This is a genomic window from Alcaligenes faecalis, assembly GCF_002443155.1.
GTDB classification, from domain to species: Bacteria; Pseudomonadota; Gammaproteobacteria; order Burkholderiales; family Burkholderiaceae_B; genus Alcaligenes; species Alcaligenes faecalis.
The window spans coordinates 1667503-1687975 of the sequence record NZ_CP023667.1 but is presented as its reverse complement, the minus strand read 5'-3'; the positions used below and the strand labels follow the sequence as shown (position 1 = coordinate 1687975).

General features: G+C 54.8%; 20 protein-coding genes. 14 read left to right on the top strand and 6 right to left on the bottom strand.

The annotated features are described in order from the left end of the window. Positions 1-25: 25 nt before the first annotated feature. Positions 26-487 (top strand): GatB/YqeY domain-containing protein, encoded by a 462-nt coding sequence (locus CPY64_RS07915; RefSeq protein WP_042480438.1) that lies wholly within the window; start codon positions 26-28, stop codon positions 485-487. Then, positions 484-903, top strand: a complete 420-nt coding sequence (locus CPY64_RS07910) for a PaaI family thioesterase (protein WP_009454207.1) — start codon at positions 484-486, stop codon at positions 901-903. The genes CPY64_RS07915 and CPY64_RS07910 overlap by 4 nt, the downstream gene beginning before the upstream one ends. 180 nt (positions 904-1083) lie before the next feature. On the opposite strand, the gene CPY64_RS07905 is transcribed toward CPY64_RS07910, so the two are convergent. Beyond that, positions 1084-2184, bottom strand: a complete 1101-nt coding sequence (locus CPY64_RS07905; protein ID WP_042480435.1) for an alkene reductase — start codon at positions 2182-2184, stop codon at positions 1084-1086. Positions 2185-2340: 156 nt separating this feature from the next. Between CPY64_RS07905 and CPY64_RS07900 the strand changes: the two genes are divergently transcribed. The 5 genes from CPY64_RS07900 (at position 2341) to CPY64_RS07880 (ending at position 6464) form a co-directional block, all read left to right on the top strand. Next, a complete protein-coding gene (locus CPY64_RS07900) occupies positions 2341-2994 on the top strand; it encodes a potassium channel family protein (protein ID WP_042480430.1) in 654 nt (217 codons plus the stop codon). Between the two features lie 3 nt (positions 2995-2997). Continuing rightward, positions 2998-4365 (top strand): TrkH family potassium uptake protein, encoded by a 1368-nt coding sequence (locus CPY64_RS07895; protein ID WP_042480428.1) that lies wholly within the window; start codon positions 2998-3000, stop codon positions 4363-4365. A 132-nt stretch (positions 4366-4497) separates the two neighbouring features. After that, the gene (locus tag CPY64_RS07890) at positions 4498-4698 is read left to right on the top strand and encodes a hypothetical protein (RefSeq protein ID WP_223254031.1); all 201 of its coding nucleotides are present in this window, start codon (positions 4498-4500) and stop codon (positions 4696-4698) included. 76 nt (positions 4699-4774) lie between these two features. Beyond that, positions 4775-5386 (top strand): hypothetical protein, encoded by a 612-nt coding sequence (locus CPY64_RS07885; RefSeq protein ID WP_042480424.1) that lies wholly within the window; start codon positions 4775-4777, stop codon positions 5384-5386. Positions 5387-5540: 154 nt separating this feature from the next. Continuing rightward, complete coding sequence (locus CPY64_RS07880; RefSeq protein WP_042480422.1) at positions 5541-6464, top strand: formylglycine-generating enzyme family protein; 924 nt, start codon at positions 5541-5543, stop codon at positions 6462-6464. Positions 6465-6579: 115 nt separating this feature from the next. Here CPY64_RS07880 and CPY64_RS07875 read toward each other — a convergent pair whose 3' ends face one another. The 4 genes from CPY64_RS07875 to CPY64_RS07860 all read right to left on the bottom strand — a co-directional run bounded on the left by CPY64_RS07875 (position 6580) and on the right by CPY64_RS07860 (position 10130). Next, complete coding sequence (locus CPY64_RS07875; protein WP_226791353.1) at positions 6580-7182, bottom strand: hypothetical protein; 603 nt, start codon at positions 7180-7182, stop codon at positions 6580-6582. A 104-nt stretch (positions 7183-7286) separates the two neighbouring features. Continuing rightward, a complete protein-coding gene (locus CPY64_RS07870) occupies positions 7287-7901 on the bottom strand; it encodes a helix-turn-helix domain-containing protein (RefSeq protein WP_042480416.1) in 615 nt (204 codons plus the stop codon). Next, on the bottom strand, positions 7891-8964 hold the full coding sequence (locus CPY64_RS07865) for a YkvI family membrane protein (protein WP_042480414.1): 1074 nt from the start codon (positions 8962-8964) through the stop codon (positions 7891-7893). The genes CPY64_RS07870 and CPY64_RS07865 overlap by 11 nt, the downstream gene beginning before the upstream one ends. Before the next feature lie 35 nt (positions 8965-8999). Then, positions 9000-10130, bottom strand: a complete 1131-nt coding sequence (locus CPY64_RS07860; RefSeq protein ID WP_042480411.1) for an NAD(P)/FAD-dependent oxidoreductase — start codon at positions 10128-10130, stop codon at positions 9000-9002. 456 nt (positions 10131-10586) lie between these two features. On the opposite strand from CPY64_RS07860, the gene CPY64_RS07855 reads away from it, so the two are divergent. The 6 genes from CPY64_RS07855 (at position 10587) to CPY64_RS07830 (ending at position 17880) form a co-directional block, all read left to right on the top strand. After that, positions 10587-11945: a cytochrome c gene (locus CPY64_RS07855; RefSeq protein WP_042480408.1), complete on the top strand. Its 1359-nt coding sequence runs from the start codon at positions 10587-10589 to the stop codon at positions 11943-11945. Then, entirely contained in the window at positions 11938-12852 is a 915-nt protein-coding gene (locus tag CPY64_RS07850; protein WP_042480405.1) for a c-type cytochrome, read from the top strand. Before CPY64_RS07855 ends, CPY64_RS07850 begins: the two co-directional genes overlap by 8 nt. A 338-nt stretch (positions 12853-13190) precedes the next feature. After that, complete coding sequence (locus CPY64_RS07845) at positions 13191-14528, top strand: D-serine ammonia-lyase (RefSeq protein ID WP_042480402.1); 1338 nt, start codon at positions 13191-13193, stop codon at positions 14526-14528. A gap of 64 nt (positions 14529-14592) precedes the next feature. Then, a complete protein-coding gene (locus CPY64_RS07840) occupies positions 14593-15021 on the top strand; it encodes a DUF2946 family protein (protein WP_123794737.1) in 429 nt (142 codons plus the stop codon). Positions 15022-15084: 63 nt separating this feature from the next. Then, positions 15085-17232 carry a TonB-dependent receptor family protein gene (locus CPY64_RS07835; protein ID WP_042480399.1) on the top strand — a complete coding sequence of 716 codons (2148 nt, stop codon included), beginning with the start codon at positions 15085-15087 and terminating at the stop codon, positions 17230-17232. A 171-nt stretch (positions 17233-17403) separates the two neighbouring features. After that, positions 17404-17880, top strand: a complete 477-nt coding sequence (locus CPY64_RS07830; RefSeq protein WP_052362855.1) for a copper uptake system-associated protein — start codon at positions 17404-17406, stop codon at positions 17878-17880. Positions 17881-17958: 78 nt separating this feature from the next. Here the strand turns inward: CPY64_RS07830 and CPY64_RS07825 are convergent, their stop codons facing one another. Continuing rightward, entirely contained in the window at positions 17959-18243 is a 285-nt protein-coding gene (locus tag CPY64_RS07825; RefSeq protein ID WP_042480396.1) for a hypothetical protein, read from the bottom strand. Positions 18244-18485: 242 nt separating this feature from the next. Here CPY64_RS07825 and CPY64_RS07820 point away from each other — a divergent pair, with 242 nt between their 5' ends. Next, on the top strand, positions 18486-19796 hold the full coding sequence (locus CPY64_RS07820) for a ParB/Srx family N-terminal domain-containing protein (protein WP_042480394.1): 1311 nt from the start codon (positions 18486-18488) through the stop codon (positions 19794-19796). The last annotated feature ends 677 nt before the right edge of the window (positions 19797-20473 follow it).

Sequence of the window (20473 nt, the reverse complement as noted above, 5' to 3'; positions counted from 1 at the left end):
TTTGCCCGTTCAACCAGGAACCACCATGAGTCAAACACTCAAAACCCGTTTAGCTGAAGATATCAAAACGGCGATGCGCGCTCGCGATAGCGGACGCCTGGAGACCTTGCGTTTTCTGCAAGCCGCGATCAAACAACGCGAAGTGGATGAGCGTACCGAGCTGGGCGATGCTGAAGTAACCAGCATCATTGAAAAGCAAGTCAAGCAACGCCGCGAATCCATTCAGGCTTTTGAGTCTGCTGGTCGTACCGAAAGCGCCGAGAAAGAAAAATCCGAATTGCTGATTCTGCAGGAATATCTGCCTCAGCAAGCCGACAGCGCTGAAATTGATGCCGCCATTGCCGAGGCGATTACCCAGGCTCAGGCTGAAGGCGCTCAAGGCCCCGCTCTGATGGGCAAGGTCATGGGTTTGGTCAAAGCCAAGCTGGCCGGCCGTGCGGATATGTCCCAGGTTTCCGCTCAAGTGAAACAAAAGCTGAACCCATGAAGCATTTGCAGGCCGAACTGGCGCAGCCCAAACAGGATTTTTTCGGCACTCATATCCCCCTGATGCAGCACCTGGGCCTGCAAACTGTCAGCAGCACCGAGCAGGAAGTTATCACTTTTCTGCCCTGGCAAGCCTGTAATGCCAACTCCCGTGCCGATGTGCACGGGGGCACCTTGATGGCGATTCTGGACTTTACCCTTAGCGCGGCTGCACGAGCTCAACGCCCCGGCTCGGGCATGGCCACCATAGACATGAACTCTCAGTTCCTGCTGCCTGCGCGTGGCGATGTCTGGTTCAAGGCCCAATGTCTGTACCTGGAAGGCGATACCGCTTACTGCGAAGGGGGCGGGTACGATGAGAAAGAACGCTTGCTGGTTAAAGCAGCAGCCACATTTCGGGTAGTACGCGGCAGCTAAACGCCAAGGGCAATACGGCTTGGCATGAATGGGCCGCCACGAGCTTTCTTCACGTAAAGCACTCAGCCATCCAAGGCCAGCAGCGTGTTTCCAAGCGGCTATCGGATTGAAAAGAAGCGCATTAAAAAAGCCCGTTTGATACGGGCTTTTTTATTTCCGGCTACTTCACCGCAGACAGGATCAATGCGCCTGCAAATCCTCACCCACAGGCTGATCGCATTCAGGGCTGGACTTCAAGAAGGGATAATCCGTGTAGCCTTTGGGTCCCTGGGTATAGAAGGAACTTTGATCCCAAGCATTCAAGGGTGCACGCAATTGCAAACGCAAGGGCAAGTCCGGATTGGACAAAAAAGCCTTACCGAACGACACGGCATCTGCCATGCCTTTGGATAAAGTGGTCTGTGCCGTAGGCAAATCAAAATGTTCGTTGGCGATAATTGCACCACCAAACTGACATTTGATCATAGGCAACAAGCTGTCCGAAGCCGGGCTTTCACGCAGGAACAAGAAGGCAATATCACGTCGATCCAGCTCACAAGCCACATAAGAGAACAAACGGGCAGGATCAGAATCCTTCATGCCATGCAAACCACCACGCGGGGATAAATGCACGCCGACTCGGCCAGCCCCCCAAATGGCCACACAGGCATCCACAATCTCCAACAGGAAACGCGCCCGGTTTTCAATCGAACCGCCATACGCATCCGTGCGGGTATTGGAGCCATCATGCAGGAACTGGTCGATCAAATAACCATTGGCTCCATGGATCTCCACCCCGTCAAAACCGGCGCTGAGTGCATTTTGAGCCGCAACGGAAAAATCATCCACAATGTCGGCAATTTCTTCGCTACGTAAGGCACGCGGCACTACAAAAGGACGCTCGGGGCTTAAATGACTGACCATGCCCTCACAGGCAATTGCGCTGGGCGCCACCGGAATTTGGCCATTCAGAAACTCCGGATCAGAGACACGCCCCACATGCCACAACTGCAGCACGATACGGCCACCCTTGGCGTGTACGGCCTCGGTAATCGTGCGCCACGCATCCACTTGAGCACTACTCCAGATGCCCGGTGTGTGGGCATAGCCCACGCCTTGCGGCGATACCGAAGTGGCTTCGGCTACAATCAGCCCCGCACTGGCCCGCTGACAATAGTACATACGCATCAAATCATTGGGCATACGGCCCTCCGAGGCGCGCGCGCGTGTCATGGGCGCCATGATGATACGGTTCATGAGTTCAATATCACCCAGTTTGATTGGATCAAACAAACTAACCATTGTTTTACACTGTCCACTATTGATGTTTCCGCCAGGGCTTGAACGACACGCGCCCAAGGGAATACCCGATAAGGGTTTTTACCAGATATGTCTTTATACCATCAACGCTTAATTTGGCTTGAAATTGTTTCAAGCATCAAACGGATCAAATAAGCTATGGCACAGTTCGCCGTCATAGGATTAGGCCGCTTCGGTTCGGCCTGCGCCCTGGAACTCATGAAAATGGGCCACTCCGTACTGGGAGTGGATACCAATCCCAAATTGGTCAACAAATATGCGGACCAATTAAACCGTGCCGTCATTGCTGATGTCACTGACCGCCAGGCTTTGGAAGAGCTGGGGCTGGACAATTATGACGTAGTTCTGGTTGCAATTGGGGCTGATATTGAGGCTTGCCTGGTTTGCGTGGTTCACCTGAAAAGTTTCGGGGTTCCCACCATCTGGGCCAAAGCCATTTCCCACGCCCAGCATTTGATTCTGGCCAAAATCGGCGTAAACCGGATTATTCACCCCGAAGAAGAAATGGGCATACGAGTCGCCCAAATGCTGAGCTACCCCATGGTCAACGACTACATCACCCTGGGTAATGGCGATTACATTGTGGAAGTAACGGCCAGCGACAATATGAATGGCCAGACCATCAAAGACGTGTTGCGCGAGCAGATGGACGATGTGCAAGTGCTGCTGGTCAAGCGGCGTGGCCAAACCACCATCCAGCCCGATGCCGATTTTGCCCTGCATGCCAAAGACTTGCTGATTCTGCTTGGACAGCTGCAAGCACTTCGTACCGCCGCCCCCAAACTGGTTTGATGTATGCGCAACTGGCTGCCCAATAGTCTTACTCGCCGTCTTGAGGTCAATCCTCACGCCCGCACCCTGAGTGCCAGCCCGCCGCTGGTGTTGGCCCTGGGCTTTATGGCTCTGATTATCCTGGGCGCTATTTTGCTCAGCCTGCCGCAAGCGGCCGAACACCGCCTGGGTATTTTCCAGGCCTTGTTCATGGCCACCTCGGCCGTCACCGTCACGGGTCTGGCGGTGATTGACCCCGCCACAGATTTAACCCACTTTGGGCAAATTGTTCTGGCATTGCTGGTGCAAATTGGCGGCATGGGCTTTGTAACCTTTGCCGTGATCGCCGCCATCACCATGCACAAGCGCATCAGTGTCAGCCAACAAGCGCTGGCACTGGAAGCCTTTAATCAAACCAGTGTATCCCGCATTCGCAGCACGGCTTTTCAGGTATTCAAGATTGCCGCCCTGATTGAACTGACCGCCGCTGCGATTTTATTTCTGCGCTGGACGATTGATTATCCCTGGACCACGGCTTTGTATCGGGCCCTGTTCCATGCGGTGACCGCCTTCAATAACGCGGGCTTTTCCTTGTTCCATGACTCCCTGACCCCTATTTCCGGCGATTTTGTTTCGGTCATGACCTTATCGGGCCTGATTATTCTGGGTGGTATCGGTTTTACCGTTCTGGCCGATGTAGGACAAAAAAAGCGCTGGCAAACCCTGTTGCCCTATACCAAGCTGATTTTGCTGGGCACCCTGATTCTGAACCTGATCGGTTTTTTCAGCCTTTGGGCACTGGAATTCAATAACCCCAAAACCCTGGGCATGCTCGGCGTGGGCGACCAGGCACTGGCGGCCTGGATGCAAAACGCCGCCACGCGTACCGCCGGCTTTACCACCATGGACATTGCCAGCCTGCGCGACAGCACCCAACTGACGCTGATCGTGCTGATGCTGATTGGTGGCGGCTCGCTCAGTACCGCCAGCGGTATCAAAATAGGCACCTTGATTGTTTTGCTGGCTGCCGTACGCTCTTACATCCGTCAGCGAGAAGAGGTGGTCCTGATGGAGCGCAGCGTCGCCCCTGAAACCGTCCAGAAAGCCCTGGCCCTGTTTTTGATTACCGGCGCCCTGTGTTTCATCAGCGTCCTGCTCTTGACGCTGTTCGAGGACATGCCCATCACCAGCCTGCTGTTTGAAGCCGCCTCGGCCTTGAGCACCACCGGCATGAGCCACGGTATTACTCACAAACTGTCCACGCCCAGCCAGATCCTGATCATGGTGCTGATGTTCGCTGGTCGACTTGGCCCTCTGACCCTGATTTACTCGCTGGCCACACGCAAGCGCAGCCGTATTCGCTACCCGGAAGGCAACTTCCAGGTAGGTTAAGCCCCTCGCTAAACCACAGATATACAAGAAGTTTTAAGAAAAACGACTATTGTCATCGATTTTTGGTATGGTTAACGGATGTAAACATCGAACAACTACTGATCAGGACGCAGGCTTATGGATCACAGGAAGATGGCTACCTTAACCAAGCGCGCTGGAACCGGTCTTAGCGCGCTTTGTCGAGAACTGACCAGTCGTGGTATCAGTTACCACCCCCTGGTCGAGATGTATCAGAGTCAAATGGCCGTCATTGGTTTGCTCAGTGACGAAGTTGTCGCTCTGCGCAAAGAGCTGGACGATCTGAAAAAAGTAGTTAAGAAAAACGGCTCTTGAGCCGTTTATTTTTTGTCTGCCACTGTCGCATCTCCTCCCCCCAACTACACTCAATGAAGCGGCTCTGTTCAACCCCATGATTCTCACCCTGCCCCGTTTTTGGCTGTGCACCGCTTTAGCCTTGTGTTCTGCCACTGCCTACAGTCAAAACGATCGGGTGCTGTCTACTCAACAGCCAGCAGGCACCCCGCGCAGCATCCCCCCTATCCCTCCTGCCGCGCCCGTTCTGAATTACGGGACCGTCCTGTTCACGCCCGACTATCAGGGTGTACGCCTGCATACTTACCTGGATCAATGGCACAGCCAGACCCAGCTGGACTCCGGGGAGCTGGCCACGCCAGCGCGACAGGACAATCTGTTTATCGTCTTGCACTACCGCTATACCAACACGAGTCCACGTCCTCTGAACCCGCAAATCCACCGACCGCGCCTGTTTCTGATAGATCCTTCGGGACAGAAAATAGCCCCCAATCAGCGAGCCACACAGGACTATCGCTACGCTCACGATCTGGATACTGTTGGGTCAGACAAGATCAATCCATTGGTCAGCGTCTCGGATGTCGCGGTATTTGAAATCAGCCCCGCCTTATTTGACTCAAGCCGTTGGGGTTTTGTGATCCAGGAAGGCCAGCTCATCCGCATTCCTTTGAGCGTTGTTCCTGAAAAGTCGCCCGAAAACGCTGATTAAGCCTCTCCGAACCCCCTCTATTCCGATAAATCATTAAACTCTGCGCACAGACAAACCCGTCTTATGGGCAGGCATGGAATAATACGGGGCCATATAAGCGAAATTAATCAATAAAGCTCTCGCTTCGCCTGTCGTTCAGAGCAAGGAACCCAGATTGCGTCATACCCCCGTCCGGATCAGCGCCACCCTCATCGTTGCCAGCGTCCTGCTCTTGCTGGTCCTGAGATCGCTCCCCACGCGCCCCGAACCCGGCCCTGAAATGATTCCGGTAGAAGGCGGCTCTTTTATGGCCGGAAACTTCCAGGTCCCCATGCGCGTGCCCGGCGACGAACACTCCGTGCAATGGGTAGCGCAAGCCGATCAAGGCGCTCTGGACCCGTATCCGGTGGAAGTCAGCGCGTTTTCCATCATGAAAAAAGAGGCGAATAACGCCCTGTATGACCGCTTTCTGAAGCAAACCAAGCGCCCCGCCCGCTGGGAGCCAGTAAAAGGTGACGGCGAACAAGCCGCCAATATGCCCTACGACGAAGCCGAAGCCTTTTGTGCCTGGTTAGGGCAAAGCAATAGCCTGGACATGCGCTTGCCCACTGAAGCGGAATGGGAATACGCCGCCCGCAGCCGTGGCCAACTCTTTCCCTGGGCCACTGATAATGGTCAGTGGCAAGCAGGCCGTAATCTTCCCGAACACGGTAGCCAAGCGGATCGAAACAAGACGGGAGCCTTTCCGTCCAATCCGCTGGGCATCCAGGATATGGCTAACGGCCTGCATGAATGGGTCATCTCCGATCCGACCCGTGACCCGGCGCATGTGCGCATTTTCAAAGGCGGCAGCAATGAGGATGCCAGTTCACACAACACCATCCCCACACGCGGTATTGTCTTCCCCTTGTCGGAAGCGGCTATTGAGGCCAAACCCGAACTGGCCCGTTTGAAAGGCCGCCCCGTCGGCACTGTGTATTTTCAGAACGCCACTGCACGTTGTGTCGCGCCCTTGAAGTCCAACGTCACACCACCCGTATCGGCCACACAAAACACCATCCTGCCGCCGATTTTTGATGATGTGACGGACAAGCCCTGACTGAAGGCTCCATAAGCCATTAAAGCAATCGAGTACAAAAGACACCCGAGCGCTCAAGAAGTAGTAGCACCATAAAAAAAGCCCCTTCTAAAAGGGGCTTTTTCTCAAACTTAAATCAAGGTGTCGCGGCAGCTACCGTCTCGTTCGTTTTATTTGGCTCAACCACTTGATCCCCTTCCTTCATGGGAACACCCTCTTTATTTTTCATACGGTCATAGGTCAGGATTTTGCCAAATACCAGCTCTACCCAATCCGGATAGTTATACGCCGTGCCGCGATTATGATCGATGATGGCACCAATCCCACCACCAAAAATAATATTGCCAAACATACCGGCACCCGCGCGCGAAATTAAGGTACCAGTGGCTTCGTCAGTTCTATCAGTCGCCGTGCAGGTCACATTCAAGTTTTTACTGGATTTACCCACTCTGGCATGTTTACCTGCCTCGGTAACAAACTCGCCCTTGTCGTTAGTCAACGTACAACGGGCATCCGTGACCTTCTCTCCCGTTTCATCCACTGCATCCACTCGTACTAGCTGCATGGATTCCGACGTAATCGATGCGCAACCTGTGAGCAGCAAGGCTGCCACGAAAACAATAACCCTCATTCCTCTTCCTTTATTTTCCTTGCTTATAAAAGAGGGATTGTAACGAGAAATTAAAAAAATAAAACAAATAACAGATATAAAAAAGAAAGCAGCAAATAATTCCAGCAAAAAACCAGGAAAAACAAAAAATAGACAAGCAAACAATAAGCTGGTTTATTAACTAAAAAATCTTGATTTTAGTAAAACCGGGGTTGGCATTAGCACGACGAAATTTAAACAATCCCCGGCGGTAAACCGCTGGTACAGACCGCGACAACCTTAGCGTCGTCTTCGCTGGTGGACAGATAGATGTGCCCGATGCCGCTATCAAAATATGCCGACTCGTGGGCGTCCAGAAACAGGGTTTCGCCGGTTTCAAACTGGATCGCAATAGAGCCGGACAGCACAATCACAAACTCCTGCCCGGCGTGACGGATATAGTCGTCAAACTCGCTGGCATCGCGTGAATCGATGACAGCCAGAATCGGGTTCATGTGCTTGCCGCTCAGCTCGCCAAACAACAAGCCATATTCGTAGTTGCGAGTGGCATAGCCAGGGGTAGCGGTGGATTTGTGGCTGGAAATGCCCACTTCAGTCGTGGGCAAAGGCTGCGCGGTGTCCTCATCCGGTACGGCAAACAAGGACCCCACCTCAATATTCAGGGCGCGGGCCAGAACCACAAACTTTTCATAGCTTAAGGTGACCTGCCCCAGTTCTGCTTTGGAAATGGTAGAAAGCGCCAAGCCGGTTTTTTCAGACACCTGCTTGAGTGTCTGTTTTTGATTATGTCGGGCTTGGCGCAGGCGGGTTCCTACCTGTTCCTTGCTGAGCAGTTCATTACGTAGCATTCCTGGATTGTAAGCGGCGCAAACGGAACCAGGCAATCAGAATCCAGGCCATCAAAACAAAGCCCAGGTAGCCGAAAAACGGGTAGACCGTGCCGACCAGATTGATGAAGCCGATCTTGGCCCCCACCAACCCCAGCACCCCGGCAATCGCCGTACCAATATTGAATTTACGAGTATTGGGCGTAAAAATCCGGGCCGAAAAGGAATACAACACGCCGACCGAGGTGGTCAGAATCATGGCAAAGATCACCACGGACATGATGGTGCCCAGCAGCTTGGATTGCTCGGTTGCCAGCATCAGCATGGGCAAGGCAGCCGAGCCAATGGTGTCGATACGGCCAAACACGCCGGCGCTGATCAGCACAATCAAGAAGCCCAGCAGCAAACCACCCACCAAACCACCCAACAAGGCATTGCGACGTGATGTGGCCTGCGCCCCCGCAATCATCAGGAACGGCGCCCCCACCACCATGTTGTAGGACACGTACAGCAAAGAGCCCACTAGCCAATGTCCTGCACCCTGGGGTTTGGTATGCGCAATCACATCCAGTTCTTCCAAGGGCAAATCCCGGGTATTCCAGCTGTAAATACACAGGAAGATCATCATCAGAACCAGAAAGGGTGTGACACTGCCAATAAAGGCCATCACCCGATCCACGCGCAAGAACACAATCAGCACGGTAATCAGCATGACGGCAATACTGCCGTACTGCGCCGGTACGCCCCACTGTTGCTCCATCAGCGAGCCGCCACCGGCAAACATCACCACGGCAATGGCATACATGAAGAAGGTAATCATGATGTCGACCACTACACCCAGTCGCGGCCCGCAAATCAGATACAAACCCTCTTTGAACGAATGCGATACCGAAACCTGGCTAAGCTCCCCCACGGCCATGCCCAGTATCGTGAAACACAGACCACTGACCACCCCTCCCAGCAGCCCCCAATACCCAAAGCTGCTGAAAAACTGCAATATCTCTTGTCCTGATGCAAAGCCGGCCCCTACCACCACACCGACAAAGGCCATCGCAATGCCCAGGATATTTTTTATATTCGACATGCTTTCTCCTCCGGGAGATCAAAGTGCTGCTGTTTTTATGTTCTGAAACGAGCGGGTGACACCACAGCCGGATCAATCTTCAAGGCCTTCAAGGACTCGGGCAGATCCTGCTTTTGCAACACACTGGCCGCCAGCAAGGAAGCGCCGGCCGCAGTTTGAATCCCGTAACCACCTTGACCAGCCAGCCAGAAAAAGCCCGGACATTGCGCGTCCTGACCAATCACCAGCTCACCATCGGGAGCAAAGCTGCGCAGCCCCGCCCAGGTGTGGCTAGGACGGCGAATGCGAAGTTGGGTGCGTTCTTCAATCCGGTAAATGCCGGTGGCCACATCCAGCTCCTCGGCCACCACATCATGGGCATCCACGTCGTCGGCATTGGCTGGCGAACCCAGCAACATGCCTGCATCGGGCTTGAAGTAGAATTCTTCGCCAATATCAATGACGGCGGGCCATTCACGATGGTCCACACCTTCAGGCGGCGAAAACAGGAATGCAGAACGGCGCTTGGGTTGAATGCCTAACGCCTGCACGCCACAGCGCTCAGCCAAAGTATCAGCCCAGGCACCCGCCGCATTGACCAGAACGCGAGTGCGCAAGGGCGTGGGTTCGGAGTTGAGTTGCACTTCCCAGCATTCGCCATCCCACTTGGCCGACAGCACTTCCGTGTCCAGACGCAGCTTCACACCCTTGACTTGTGCGCCTTTCAAAAAACCCTGATGCAAGGCATGGACATCCATGTCCTGACCCTGGCCGTCATACAAGGCACCGGCCAATTGCGCTGGGTCCAGACATGGCACCATGGCTAAGGCTTCTTCGGCACTCAAGCGGCTAACATCCAGCCCTTGCTCATGCCAATCCTGATACTGGCTGTCCAGCAAACCCTGTTGCTCGGCGGTCCCCACATAGAGCACACCGCGTGGCAGCAAAATCGGCTGATCGCTAAAGCCCGCAGGCGGATGGCTGAAAAAATCGTTGCCTGCCACCGTCAAGGCTCGGATCGTTTCAGTACCGTAAGTTTCAACAAACATCGCGGCCGAGCGTCCCGTGGAGTGATACGCAGCATGGGACTCTCTTTCCAGAACCAGCACATGAGCTTCTTCGGGCAAACGGTAGGCCAAAGACACGCCAGCCATCCCGGCCCCAACGATTACGTAGTCATACACCATAAAATTCTCATATCCGATAATTGAGGGCTAATAGTAGGTCTTTCCAGAAAAAACATCCAAGAGGGTTTTTACTAGGCGGACACTTCTAACTGCCTTGCAAGCTTTGTATGACGCCAGTTCCGAAGCCATTTCGATTTAAAAACAGGCACTTGGGCTTGATACCGTTGTTGTCGCTTCGGAAAAGCAGAAGAACTCGGACAGCTGACAATTAATCGCCCCAGTGTCTGTTCAAGCCTCTCATTCTTTTTAGTTCTCAGTCTGCTATTCAGCCGCCATATAACTGACACTTTGAGCTTACAATCGCAACCCCGTTATGAGCTTATATATATAACCGTTGAGTTAGATCAATTTTGATCTGAACAAGGGTTTCTCCCCTTTTTGTCTCTCTATACCATCCGTCCTGAGTGTGACGTGAAGTTATTTGACGCATTGATTTAATAATTATGGGTAATGTCTATGAACGTCTTGTCCAAGACCCTGATCCTTGTACTAGTGGGGCTGGGAGCCGCCTATGGCGGTTCTCAGCTTATTTTGTCGCAACGCAGCATCGTCTCCTCCTCGGCACACACCATCAAGCTGGATGATGACGCCCTGATCAAGCAGGGAGCCTACGTCTCCCGCACTGGCGACTGCGTGGCCTGTCATACCGTTCCTGGTGGTCAAAAGTATGCAGGCGGCCTGGCCATGCAAACGCCGCTAGGAGCGATCTACTCCACCAACATCACGCCTGACAAGGAAACGGGCATAGGCAACTACACCCTGGACGAGTTCAAAACCGCCGTCCAGCATGGGGTACGCAAGGATGGCGCTGCGCTCTACCCCGCCATGCCCTACCCGTCCTACTCGGTCATGAGCGAGGAGGACATGAATGCCTTGTACGCCTACTTCATGAATGGCGTTCCGGCGGTCAAGCAACAAAATGCCGGGCCCACCTTGCCCAAGCTCTTCCAGATGCGCTGGACCATTGCTTTCTGGCAATGGATGTTTGCGCCCACGGATCAGTCGTTTGTGGCTGACGAAAGTCTGGATGATCTGAAAAACCGGGGTGCTTATCTGGTACAAGGTCCCGGCCACTGCGGCGCCTGTCACACGCCGCGCGGCTTGGCGTATCAGGAACTGGCGCTGAACCTGAAAGACGGCGACGACTACCTGTCCGGTGCCGTGATTGACGGTTGGCGTGCCAAGAGCCTGCGCGGCGAAGGTCGTGGTCTGGCCAGTTGGTCTGAAGAAGAACTGCTGGATTTCTTTGCTACCGGCCGTACCGATAAAGTGGCTGCTTTTGGTGCCATGACGGATGTGGTCGAACACAGCACCCAGTACATGAGCCCTCAGGACCAAAAGGCCATGGTGCAGTATCTGAAATCCTTGCCGCCCGTCAAAGGCCGCAATCCCGAGATTCCGCATCAAGCTGACACCACCACGCAAAAACAGCTGGATGGCCAGTACACCTCGCCCGGTGCCTGGTTGTATGCCGCTCATTGTGTGACCTGTCACCGGGCCGATGGAAAAGGCGTACCCCGCATTTTCCCGGCACTGGCTGGCAACTCGGCTGTTTTTGCCAACAACCCGCAATCGGTCATTCAAGTGACTTTGGAAGGTGGACGCATGCCTGAAAACAGCGTCGACAAAATGACCTTCACCATGCCTGCCTTCCGCCATTTGGGCGACCAGGACATTGCCGATCTTGTTAACTACATCCGCACCAGCTGGACCAACCAGGCCCCCACCGTGCAGGCGGCCGACGTTGCCCACATCCGCCAGTTTGTAGCCAATAAATCGCCCCATATCCAGCCTCAAGGAGCCAGCCATGAGTAAAGCCAAAACCCTGTCCGTTCTGGCTGTGGCCATTGCCGGTGTCGCAGCGGCAAGCTGGTATGCCTTTGCGGCCAGCCCCGTCCTGACAGGCCCGACTCCCGCCACCTATCCCATTATTAATGTGGAAAGCAAAGAGGTCGTGGGCCAGTACACCATTCCTTCGGACCTGCTGATCGAGAAAGACCCGGATGCCGAAGCCATTTTGTACGGCAAACGCCTCCTGAACGAAACGCGCCGTCTGCTGCCCGACAATGTGGGCGCCGCCATGAACTGCAATAGCTGTCACATTGATCAGGGCAAGGCCCCGCGTGGCGCGCACTACATCAACAGCTTTGTCAGCTACCCCAAAATCATGCCCCGCTCGGGCAAGATGGTGGACTTGGCAGGCCGCATCAACGGCTGTTTCATGCGTTCCATGAACGGCAAGGCCATCCCGGTGGACTCGCCCGAAATGCAAGGGATGCTGGCTTATATGAAGTGGTTGGCGCAAGGGGTGCAACCCGGTCAAAAAGTCCAGGTGCCTATCGATGGCCCGCTGGATCATGAGCTAATCCCCAATCCTGAACGCGGTAAAGCGCTCTATGCGGTCCAATGCGCCAGCTGTCACGGCGAGGAAGGCCAGGGCCTGAAAGACGAACGCGGCAATATCGTGTTCCCGCCATTGTGGGGTGATGAGTCCTTCAATATTGGTGCAGGCATGGCGCGTACTTTCAAGGCCGCGGTGTTCATCAAGTACAACATGCCCATGAGCGTGGCTTCCCACGGAGGCTGGGGCCAGGGTGGTGTGCTGAACGATCAGGACGCCGTGGACATTGCCGAGTACTTCACACATATGCCAAGACCTGACTTTGCCGGCAAAGTGAACGACTGGCCCAATGGTAAAAAGCCCAAGGATGCCCGATATTAAAAACCCGCATTTCCTGATTTGCGAAAGGCTTTTCTATAGTGTTTTTTGGGGGGTTAAGCCCCAAGACAGACGATCTTGAAGCAATTAACACTGCCCTCTTGATGAGGGCAGTTTTTCATTGACTCGCCGCACACCGACGCTCAATCGCAGACGGCTTCTACTACTTAGTCAGTACGGCCAAACCTGATCAGCCGCTTTCTCCATAGCCATCGCCATCTGCTCCGTTCCATCCTGATTCCCTATCGTCAGTCCAGTTAGACATCTTTGCTGCCCCTCTCGTTAAGCACAATCGTGTAGCATCTTTACCCTTGAAACCCAGTCACTCATCCGGTGAACACATGATCCATGGAAAAACCCTGGCGGCCTGGCAAGACAGCCACCCTCTCATCCGCGATCTGATCGCCCTGAAAGAAAGCACCTGGTTCAATCCGGCCATCGCCCCCACCGCCCAGGCCTTGGCGGATGTAGGACTGAACGCGCAAGATGTGCAGGCTGCCAGCGCCCGTCTGCAGCGCTTTGCCCCATATCTGAAAGCCGTCTTTCCCGATACAGCAGCCAGCAATGGCATCATCGAGTCCCCTCTCAAACCCTTGGATCAACTACGCCAAACGCTGATTCAAGAAAACGCGCTGGAGCATGTGGGGGCCTTGTGGCTGAAGGCTGATAGCGAACTACCCATTTCCGGTTCCATCAAAGCCCGTGGCGGCATCCATGAAGTCCTGAAACATGCAGAAGATCTGGCACTGGAAGCCGGTCTGATCACGCTGACGGACGACTACAGCCAGCTGGACAGCGAACAGGCCCGCGCCTTTTTCAGCCAATACTCCATCGCCGTCGGTTCCACCGGCAACTTGGGCTTATCGATTGGCATCATGAGCGCCAAGTTGGGCTTTAAAGTCAGCGTCCATATGTCTGCCGATGCCCGTCAATGGAAAAAAGACAAGCTGAGAGCCAACGGTGTGAATGTAGTCGAACACCAATCCGACTACAGCGTGGCGGTTGAGCAAGGCCGCGAACAAGCCTCCCAAGATCCGCGCTGCTACTTTGTGGATGATGAAAACTCCCTGGACCTTTTCCTGGGCTATGCCGTGGCGGCCGAACGATTGGCCGCGCAATTTCAGCAAGCGGACATTGTGGTGAATACAGCCCACCCCTTGTTCGTCTATCTGCCCTGCGGCGTAGGCGGTGGTCCTGGTGGTGTGGCCTTTGGCCTGAAACTGATTTTTGGCGATGCCGTGCATTGTCTCTTTGCCGAACCGACGCACTCCCCATGCATGCTGCTGGGCGTGTATACCGGCTTGCATGATGAGATCAGCGTGCAGGATTTCGGCATTGATAATGTCACCGCCGCCGATGGCCTGGCTGTAGGACGCCCTTCAGGGTTTGTGGGCAAGGCCATGCAGCGTCTGATCGACGGCTATTACACCGTCACGGACGAAGAACTGTACCGCTTGATGGTCATTGCCCACGAAAAAGACCAGGTCAAACTGGAGCCCTCCGCTCTGGCCGGTATACCCGGTATGGCAAGGGTATTGAACTCGCCAGAGTATTTGCAGCGCATGGGCTTTACGCAGGCTCAGCTGGAGAACGCTACCCATCTGGTCTGGGGAACCGGCGGGAGCATGGTGCCCGAGGTGGAGTTTCAAGCCTATCTGGATAAGGGGCGTAGTCTGTAATCTCTGAGTCCGGGCATTAGGTAAATCAAATCCAATTGAGAAGCAGTTGGAATACAATCGCGCCATGTCTGTCCAACGGCACTGCTCTCTCGCAAAGAATGGCGTAGCCTGGCAAATTCTTTTTTGCCTGGCGATCCTGTCATTTCTGTGCCGTTCGCTGGTTCCGGCGGGATACATGCCGGATCGCTCGGGCGAACGGGACGGCTTCTTTTCTGTCACGCTGTGTGCGCCCGGTGGAACGCCCAGCACGATCTGGATGAGCCTGACGGGACAGGCCGATCCGCCGCAATCCAATGAGCATGCCGATATACAGAAGTGCCCTTACGCACTGGTTCTGTCCCAGGTGGCCTTACCCAGCGCCGATATGGCAAGCCTGGGTGCTCCGGCGGTTCACCAGCCTTTGCTCTTGGTACACCGTAGTCAAAGCTTGCCGCCCCTGCCCGCCTTGGGGCCGCCGCTAGGGTCACGCGCTCCCCCTGCCAACCTTGCTTGATCTCTCGTAGCCGACTGCCGTCTATGCAGTCGCTTTTCAGCGAAGTCATTCAAGGTTTTTTTTATGTCCATTTTTTCTGTTTCTGCACAGGCATGCGCCGTGCAGGCCGCCCCCTTTCTGCCCTCTGTTCCATTGGCCCAAGGATCAGCACGCGCACGACTCAGCGTCCTGACTCTCGCCTTGCTGTTTTCCAGTTCCTGGGCCAGCCTTGTCCATGCACAGACGCCAACGCTGGCCCCCGTCGTCGTCACTCCAGAGCGTGGCAAAAGTCTGACTGTGCCGGACCTGCAAACTGCTCAAAAAAATATTGAACACACCGCGGGCGGCGTCGCTCTGGTGCCAGAGAGCGCCTGGCGTGATACCAAAGCCGCCACCGTCAAAGACATGCTGGACTACACACCGGGGGTGTTTGCACAGCCCAAATGGGGTGATGATGCACGCCTGTCCATACGTGGCTCGGGCCTGTCACGTTATTACCATCTGCGCGGCATCAGCCTGTACCAGGATGGCATTCCACTGAACGACCCGGACGGCAGCAGCAATTTTCATCGCATCGACCCTACGGCCTACCACTATACCGAGGTCTATAAAGGTGCCAATGCCTTGCAATACGGAGCCGCCACCTTGGGCGGAGCCATCAACTTCGTCACCCCTACCGGACATGATGCCGACGCCTTTCAAGGACGTCTGGATGCCGGTAGTTTTGGCCGGCGACGCGTGCAACTGAGCAGCGGCTTTGCGGGCGAAAAACTGGATGGTGTAGTTTCCGGCTCCTGGCAAACCCAGGATGGTTATAGAGAACAAAGTGCTGGCCATTCCTCGCGAGCCAGTGCGAACCTGGGCTGGCGTTTGTCAGACCGGGCAGAAACCCGTTTTTTCGTGAGCGGCTACCAGATTCACCAGGATATTCCCGGCTCCGTCAGCCGCGATCAGGCTCTGAATAATCCACGGCAAGCCGCCAAGGAAAACAAGGAGCAGGACTGGCAGCTCAACCTGGACGGCGGCCGCATTGCCAACCGCACAGTGCTGGTCATGGGCGAGACGCAGTACGAACTAGGTGGCTGGTTTGAACAAAGTTCGTTGCGACACCCTATTTATCAATTCGTTGATAGGGACACGAGCAGCTACGGCGTCTACGGTAGGTTGGTCAACACCAGCCCGCTTGCGGGCAGAGACAATCGCCTCACGCTGGGCCTGACCTGGTCGGCCGGCAAGATTGATGCCCAAAACTCGGTAAACGTGGGAGGTAAACGACTGGAAAAACTATCTGCCAGCAAAGACAGGTCCAACAACCTGAGTGCCTATGCCGAAAACGCCTGGAGTCTAGGCTCGGACTTGTCCCTGATCACCGGCCTGCAATACTTGCATGCTCAACGCAAACGCCAGGACCTGTACAACGGCGGCCTGCCCACCACCCGCTCCGGGGACAAGAGCTACCACTTCTTCAATCCCAAATTAGGGCTGTTGTGGGATGCAGGTCCGCAGTGGCAAATCTACGGCAATATTTCCCGCAGCGCCGAGCCGCCTACGTTTGACGATATGACGTTCTCGACCAGCAATGATCTGGATCGCCTGCAAGCTCAACGCGCCACCACCTTCGAAATTGGCACCCGAGGAGAAAGCGGGGACGTGGCCTGGGATGTCTCGCTGTACCATGCGCGCGTCAAAAATGAGCTGCAATGCATCAGCGCGCCCTGGAACATTTGCGACAAGACCGTCAACGCGGATCGCACCACTCACCAGGGTATAGAACTGGGTGTGCAATGGACAGCCGCCCGTGGCTTGTTGGTGCAAGGTCTGCAAAGTGACAGCCTGGACATCAAAGGCGCCTACACCTACAGCAACTTCAAGTTCGACAACGATCAGGACTGGAACAACAATCAAATGCCCGGTGTGCCCAAGCACTATCTGCGCGCAGAGATTATCTACAAGCACCCTTCAGGCTTTCACATTGGCCCCAATGTGGAATGGGTGCCGCAGGCCTATTACGTAGACAACGCCAACACCACCAAGACCAGTTCCTATGCCTTGCTGGGCTTGCGAGCTGGCTGGGAGCGCGGCCCCTACTCCTTCTATATAGACGGCCGTAACCTGACCGATCGTCGATACATCGCCAGCGCTAGCATTACGGACGACGCCACCGCCTCCTCACCCTTGTTCGAGCCGGGTACAGGGCGATCTGTCTTTGCCGGTGTGCAGATCCAGTATTGATCCCGTTTTTGTTGCATCTTTTCAAGGGGTTTGCCATGCACGTCACATCACAGCTGTTGATCCTTGCATGCCAGATCACGGCTCCCAGGCTGCCAAGCAGTCAGATGAGCACTCTGCTCGGAGCGAAAGCCCCACCCTGTCCTTTATTAGCTTGAGAAACAAGGAGTTTTCATGAAAACAGCTTCACAACATCACCAGACCTTCAAGGTGGCACGCCATGGTCTTTTCTTCGCCGTGGCTTTGCTCATCTTGCTCGCCATGATCACCGGCGTGGCTCGCGCTGCGCCTTCAGAGGCTGATCGCATCTCTCACGCCATGAAGGCAATTTGGGACAGCCCCGAAGCGCCTCTGGTGGTGGAGCCTGTCGTGATCGAAGGTGACTACGCCCTGGCCGGTTGGACACAACTGACGCGTGGTGGTCGTGCGTTATTAAAGAGTCGCCATGGGGCATGGAATGTTCATATGTGCGGCGGCGATGGCTTGAACGACGTCGAGACCCTGACCATGGCCGGCATGAGCACTGAAGCGGCAGAACGCCTGGTCAAGAACACCAGCGAGGCTGAAGCCAAACTGCCTGCCGAGGTCACCGCCAAATTCTCCACCTTTGGAGACAATATGGTGGTGGATCACAACCATCACCCGGACTAATCCAGGAAGGAAAACCCGCTGCGCAATGACTGAGTCAACAAGCGATCACCGCGCCGGATCGCCGGATCGCAGCTTGCCCTACTCAGTCTGAGTGTGGTCATGTCCGCATTGACCACACTTCTTGCGCGGAAACGGCGAATAGCTGGTGAACAGGCTCTGGCTACCCATGAACGGCGACAGGCCACACTTTGGGCAAGTAAAAACCGTCATGGCCACCAGGCCCTGACCCAGAATGTAAAAGCCAAACACCAAAAACCCCAATGTCCCCAACACACGGCCGAACACCGGCAGCCCAAAATACAAGGCCACCAGGAGCAAGATATTGAACAGGGTAAACAGCCAGGCTTTTTTGTAGAGCGACATTAATGACCTTTTAAAACCAGCTCCCACAGCCTGGAAGTGATTTATCAATTTAATTCAAGCGTGGACAGTTTACGGGATTCAGTCCGCCTGAGAGAGGACTGAGCGAGCTGGTCACAATTTCACCCCCCGCCGTGACAAGCAGCCCCCTCTCCAGCACAAGCGATGAATGTTTCTGAATGCAATGTTCCGGCAATACCCATCCCTCATGATCTAGGATCTTCCAACAAAATCCCCAACGGACCATGAACCTCGTTTCTTTGCACTCTCTTGTCCCCGCCCGACAACAGCTTCAGCGTGCCCTGGGTATCGCCCTGCTGCCCTTGGCCTTGGCAGCCTGCGACAGCGGCTCCAGCACAGGCGGCAGCCACTCCCCCGAAGCCCCCGTCGTTACGCCACCCGTCACTGAAGAGCCGGAACCTCCTCGCAACACCGCCTATCTGGACAGCAAAGCAGGCGATGTCATCAAAGTCCGCATCGAAGAGCTGCATCCCACCCAAGCGGCCATTGGCTACGATCAGGTCTACTACAAGCTCGGCCGCTGGCAAGGCGATCTGGATCGCCCTACCTGGGCTAACAATCCCAAGCAGCAACTGGACTACCTGAATCGCACCATCGGCAAGAAGTTTGACGACTACTGCGAGGATATGGGCGGTACCGAGCGTGCCCAGAAATTTCTGACCATCGCTGAGGCTCAAGCTGCCCGCCTGGACCAGCCCACCACGTATCTGTGTAAAGACCCGTTGGGCTCGCAAACAGAAAACCTTAAAACCGTGGTCGTAGGCTGGGACGGCAATCTGTACCTGACCGATGGCCACCACACTTTCTCCTCCCTGCGCGAGATCCCTGACGGCGGCCCCAAACTGCCCGTCTGGGTCAAAGTCAGCGCCAACTACAGCGATATCCGCGAGGCATCTGCCTTCTGGGAGCGCATGAGCAAGGAAAAACTGGTCTGGCTGCGTGATGGTGACAACCAGGCTATCACCGTCGAACAACTGCCTACCCGTGTTGGTCTGGCCAGTGAAAAAGAAGCCGATGGCATGCAGGAAGACCGCTATCGCTCCCTCGTGTACTTCACCCGCGACGTTGCCTATAAAAACGGCAACCTGCCTGAATACGCGGAGTTTCTGTGGGGCGACTGGCTGCGTCGCCAAGCTTCAGAGGGCCACTTGACTAAACTGGACGACTACCTGATGGCTCCACCCGCCACACCTACCCAGATTCTGGCCGTCAGCACTTTGAACAAGGCCTTGAAGCCCGGTGGTTCGGACGACAGCTACGCCGCTGCCGTGCGTGATGCTTCCCTGAAAATGACGGCGCTGAAAGACACGGATCTGGTCTTTGAAGACCGTGATGCGGCAGCTTTAGGCCGCATCATTCTTGAGGCCGACGCTGCTAGTGACTCCGTCACTAAAACAGCGCGTGACACCTTGGAAGAACTGCCACGCAACGACGTCAAATCTGACGGCAGCCCACGGGGCGCGGGAAAGCTGTGGTTTGCAGTGAACTACCGCAATTGCGGCAAGCCTGCGGCCGGAACTTGCTGGGGGTGGTAATAAAGCTAGTCAGGACCTGATCAAATAAAAAAATCCTGAAATCTCATGCTCCTATCAATCTTGAACATATAAACCGAACGAACAAGCAATGACAACATGAAAAACAAGGAGCCACCTGGCTCCTTGCCTTTAAAAGCAAATCGTCATTGGAGAGATTATGAAGATAAAAATAGCCTTGATCGGAACCACTGCTTTTTGCATGTCATCAACCGCTCATGCTGCTGAGCTACCCCGATACGATCCAAACTCCTACTGTGAAAGCGTCTCCGCCGTTTCAGGAGGTTCGGCAATAATCACAAACGAATGCATCAAAATGGAGCAGACTGCCTACAACCACTTAAAAAGAATGTGGGATTCTGTCCCCAGCAAGACAAGCACTTATTGCGACCGCGTGGCACGCACGACCGGCGGCAGTTATTCCATTTTAGAGAGCTGCATCGCAATGGAAATAAGCGAATCTGGGGCTCCCCAAAAGTTCCAGTTTTAAGGCAGATGACCAATCAAGCTCAAAACTCCCTCATCATTCTTCATGAATGCACCGTCCTGGGTGCTCCCGGAACTCCGTTTCTACCCAGCGATAGTGTCAAGCTAGTTTTTGAAGGTGACACGGTAAGCTGCAAGGTACATCTCCCACAAGTTCCCGGCACATAAAAACAAGCCCGCCATAGTGACCTGCA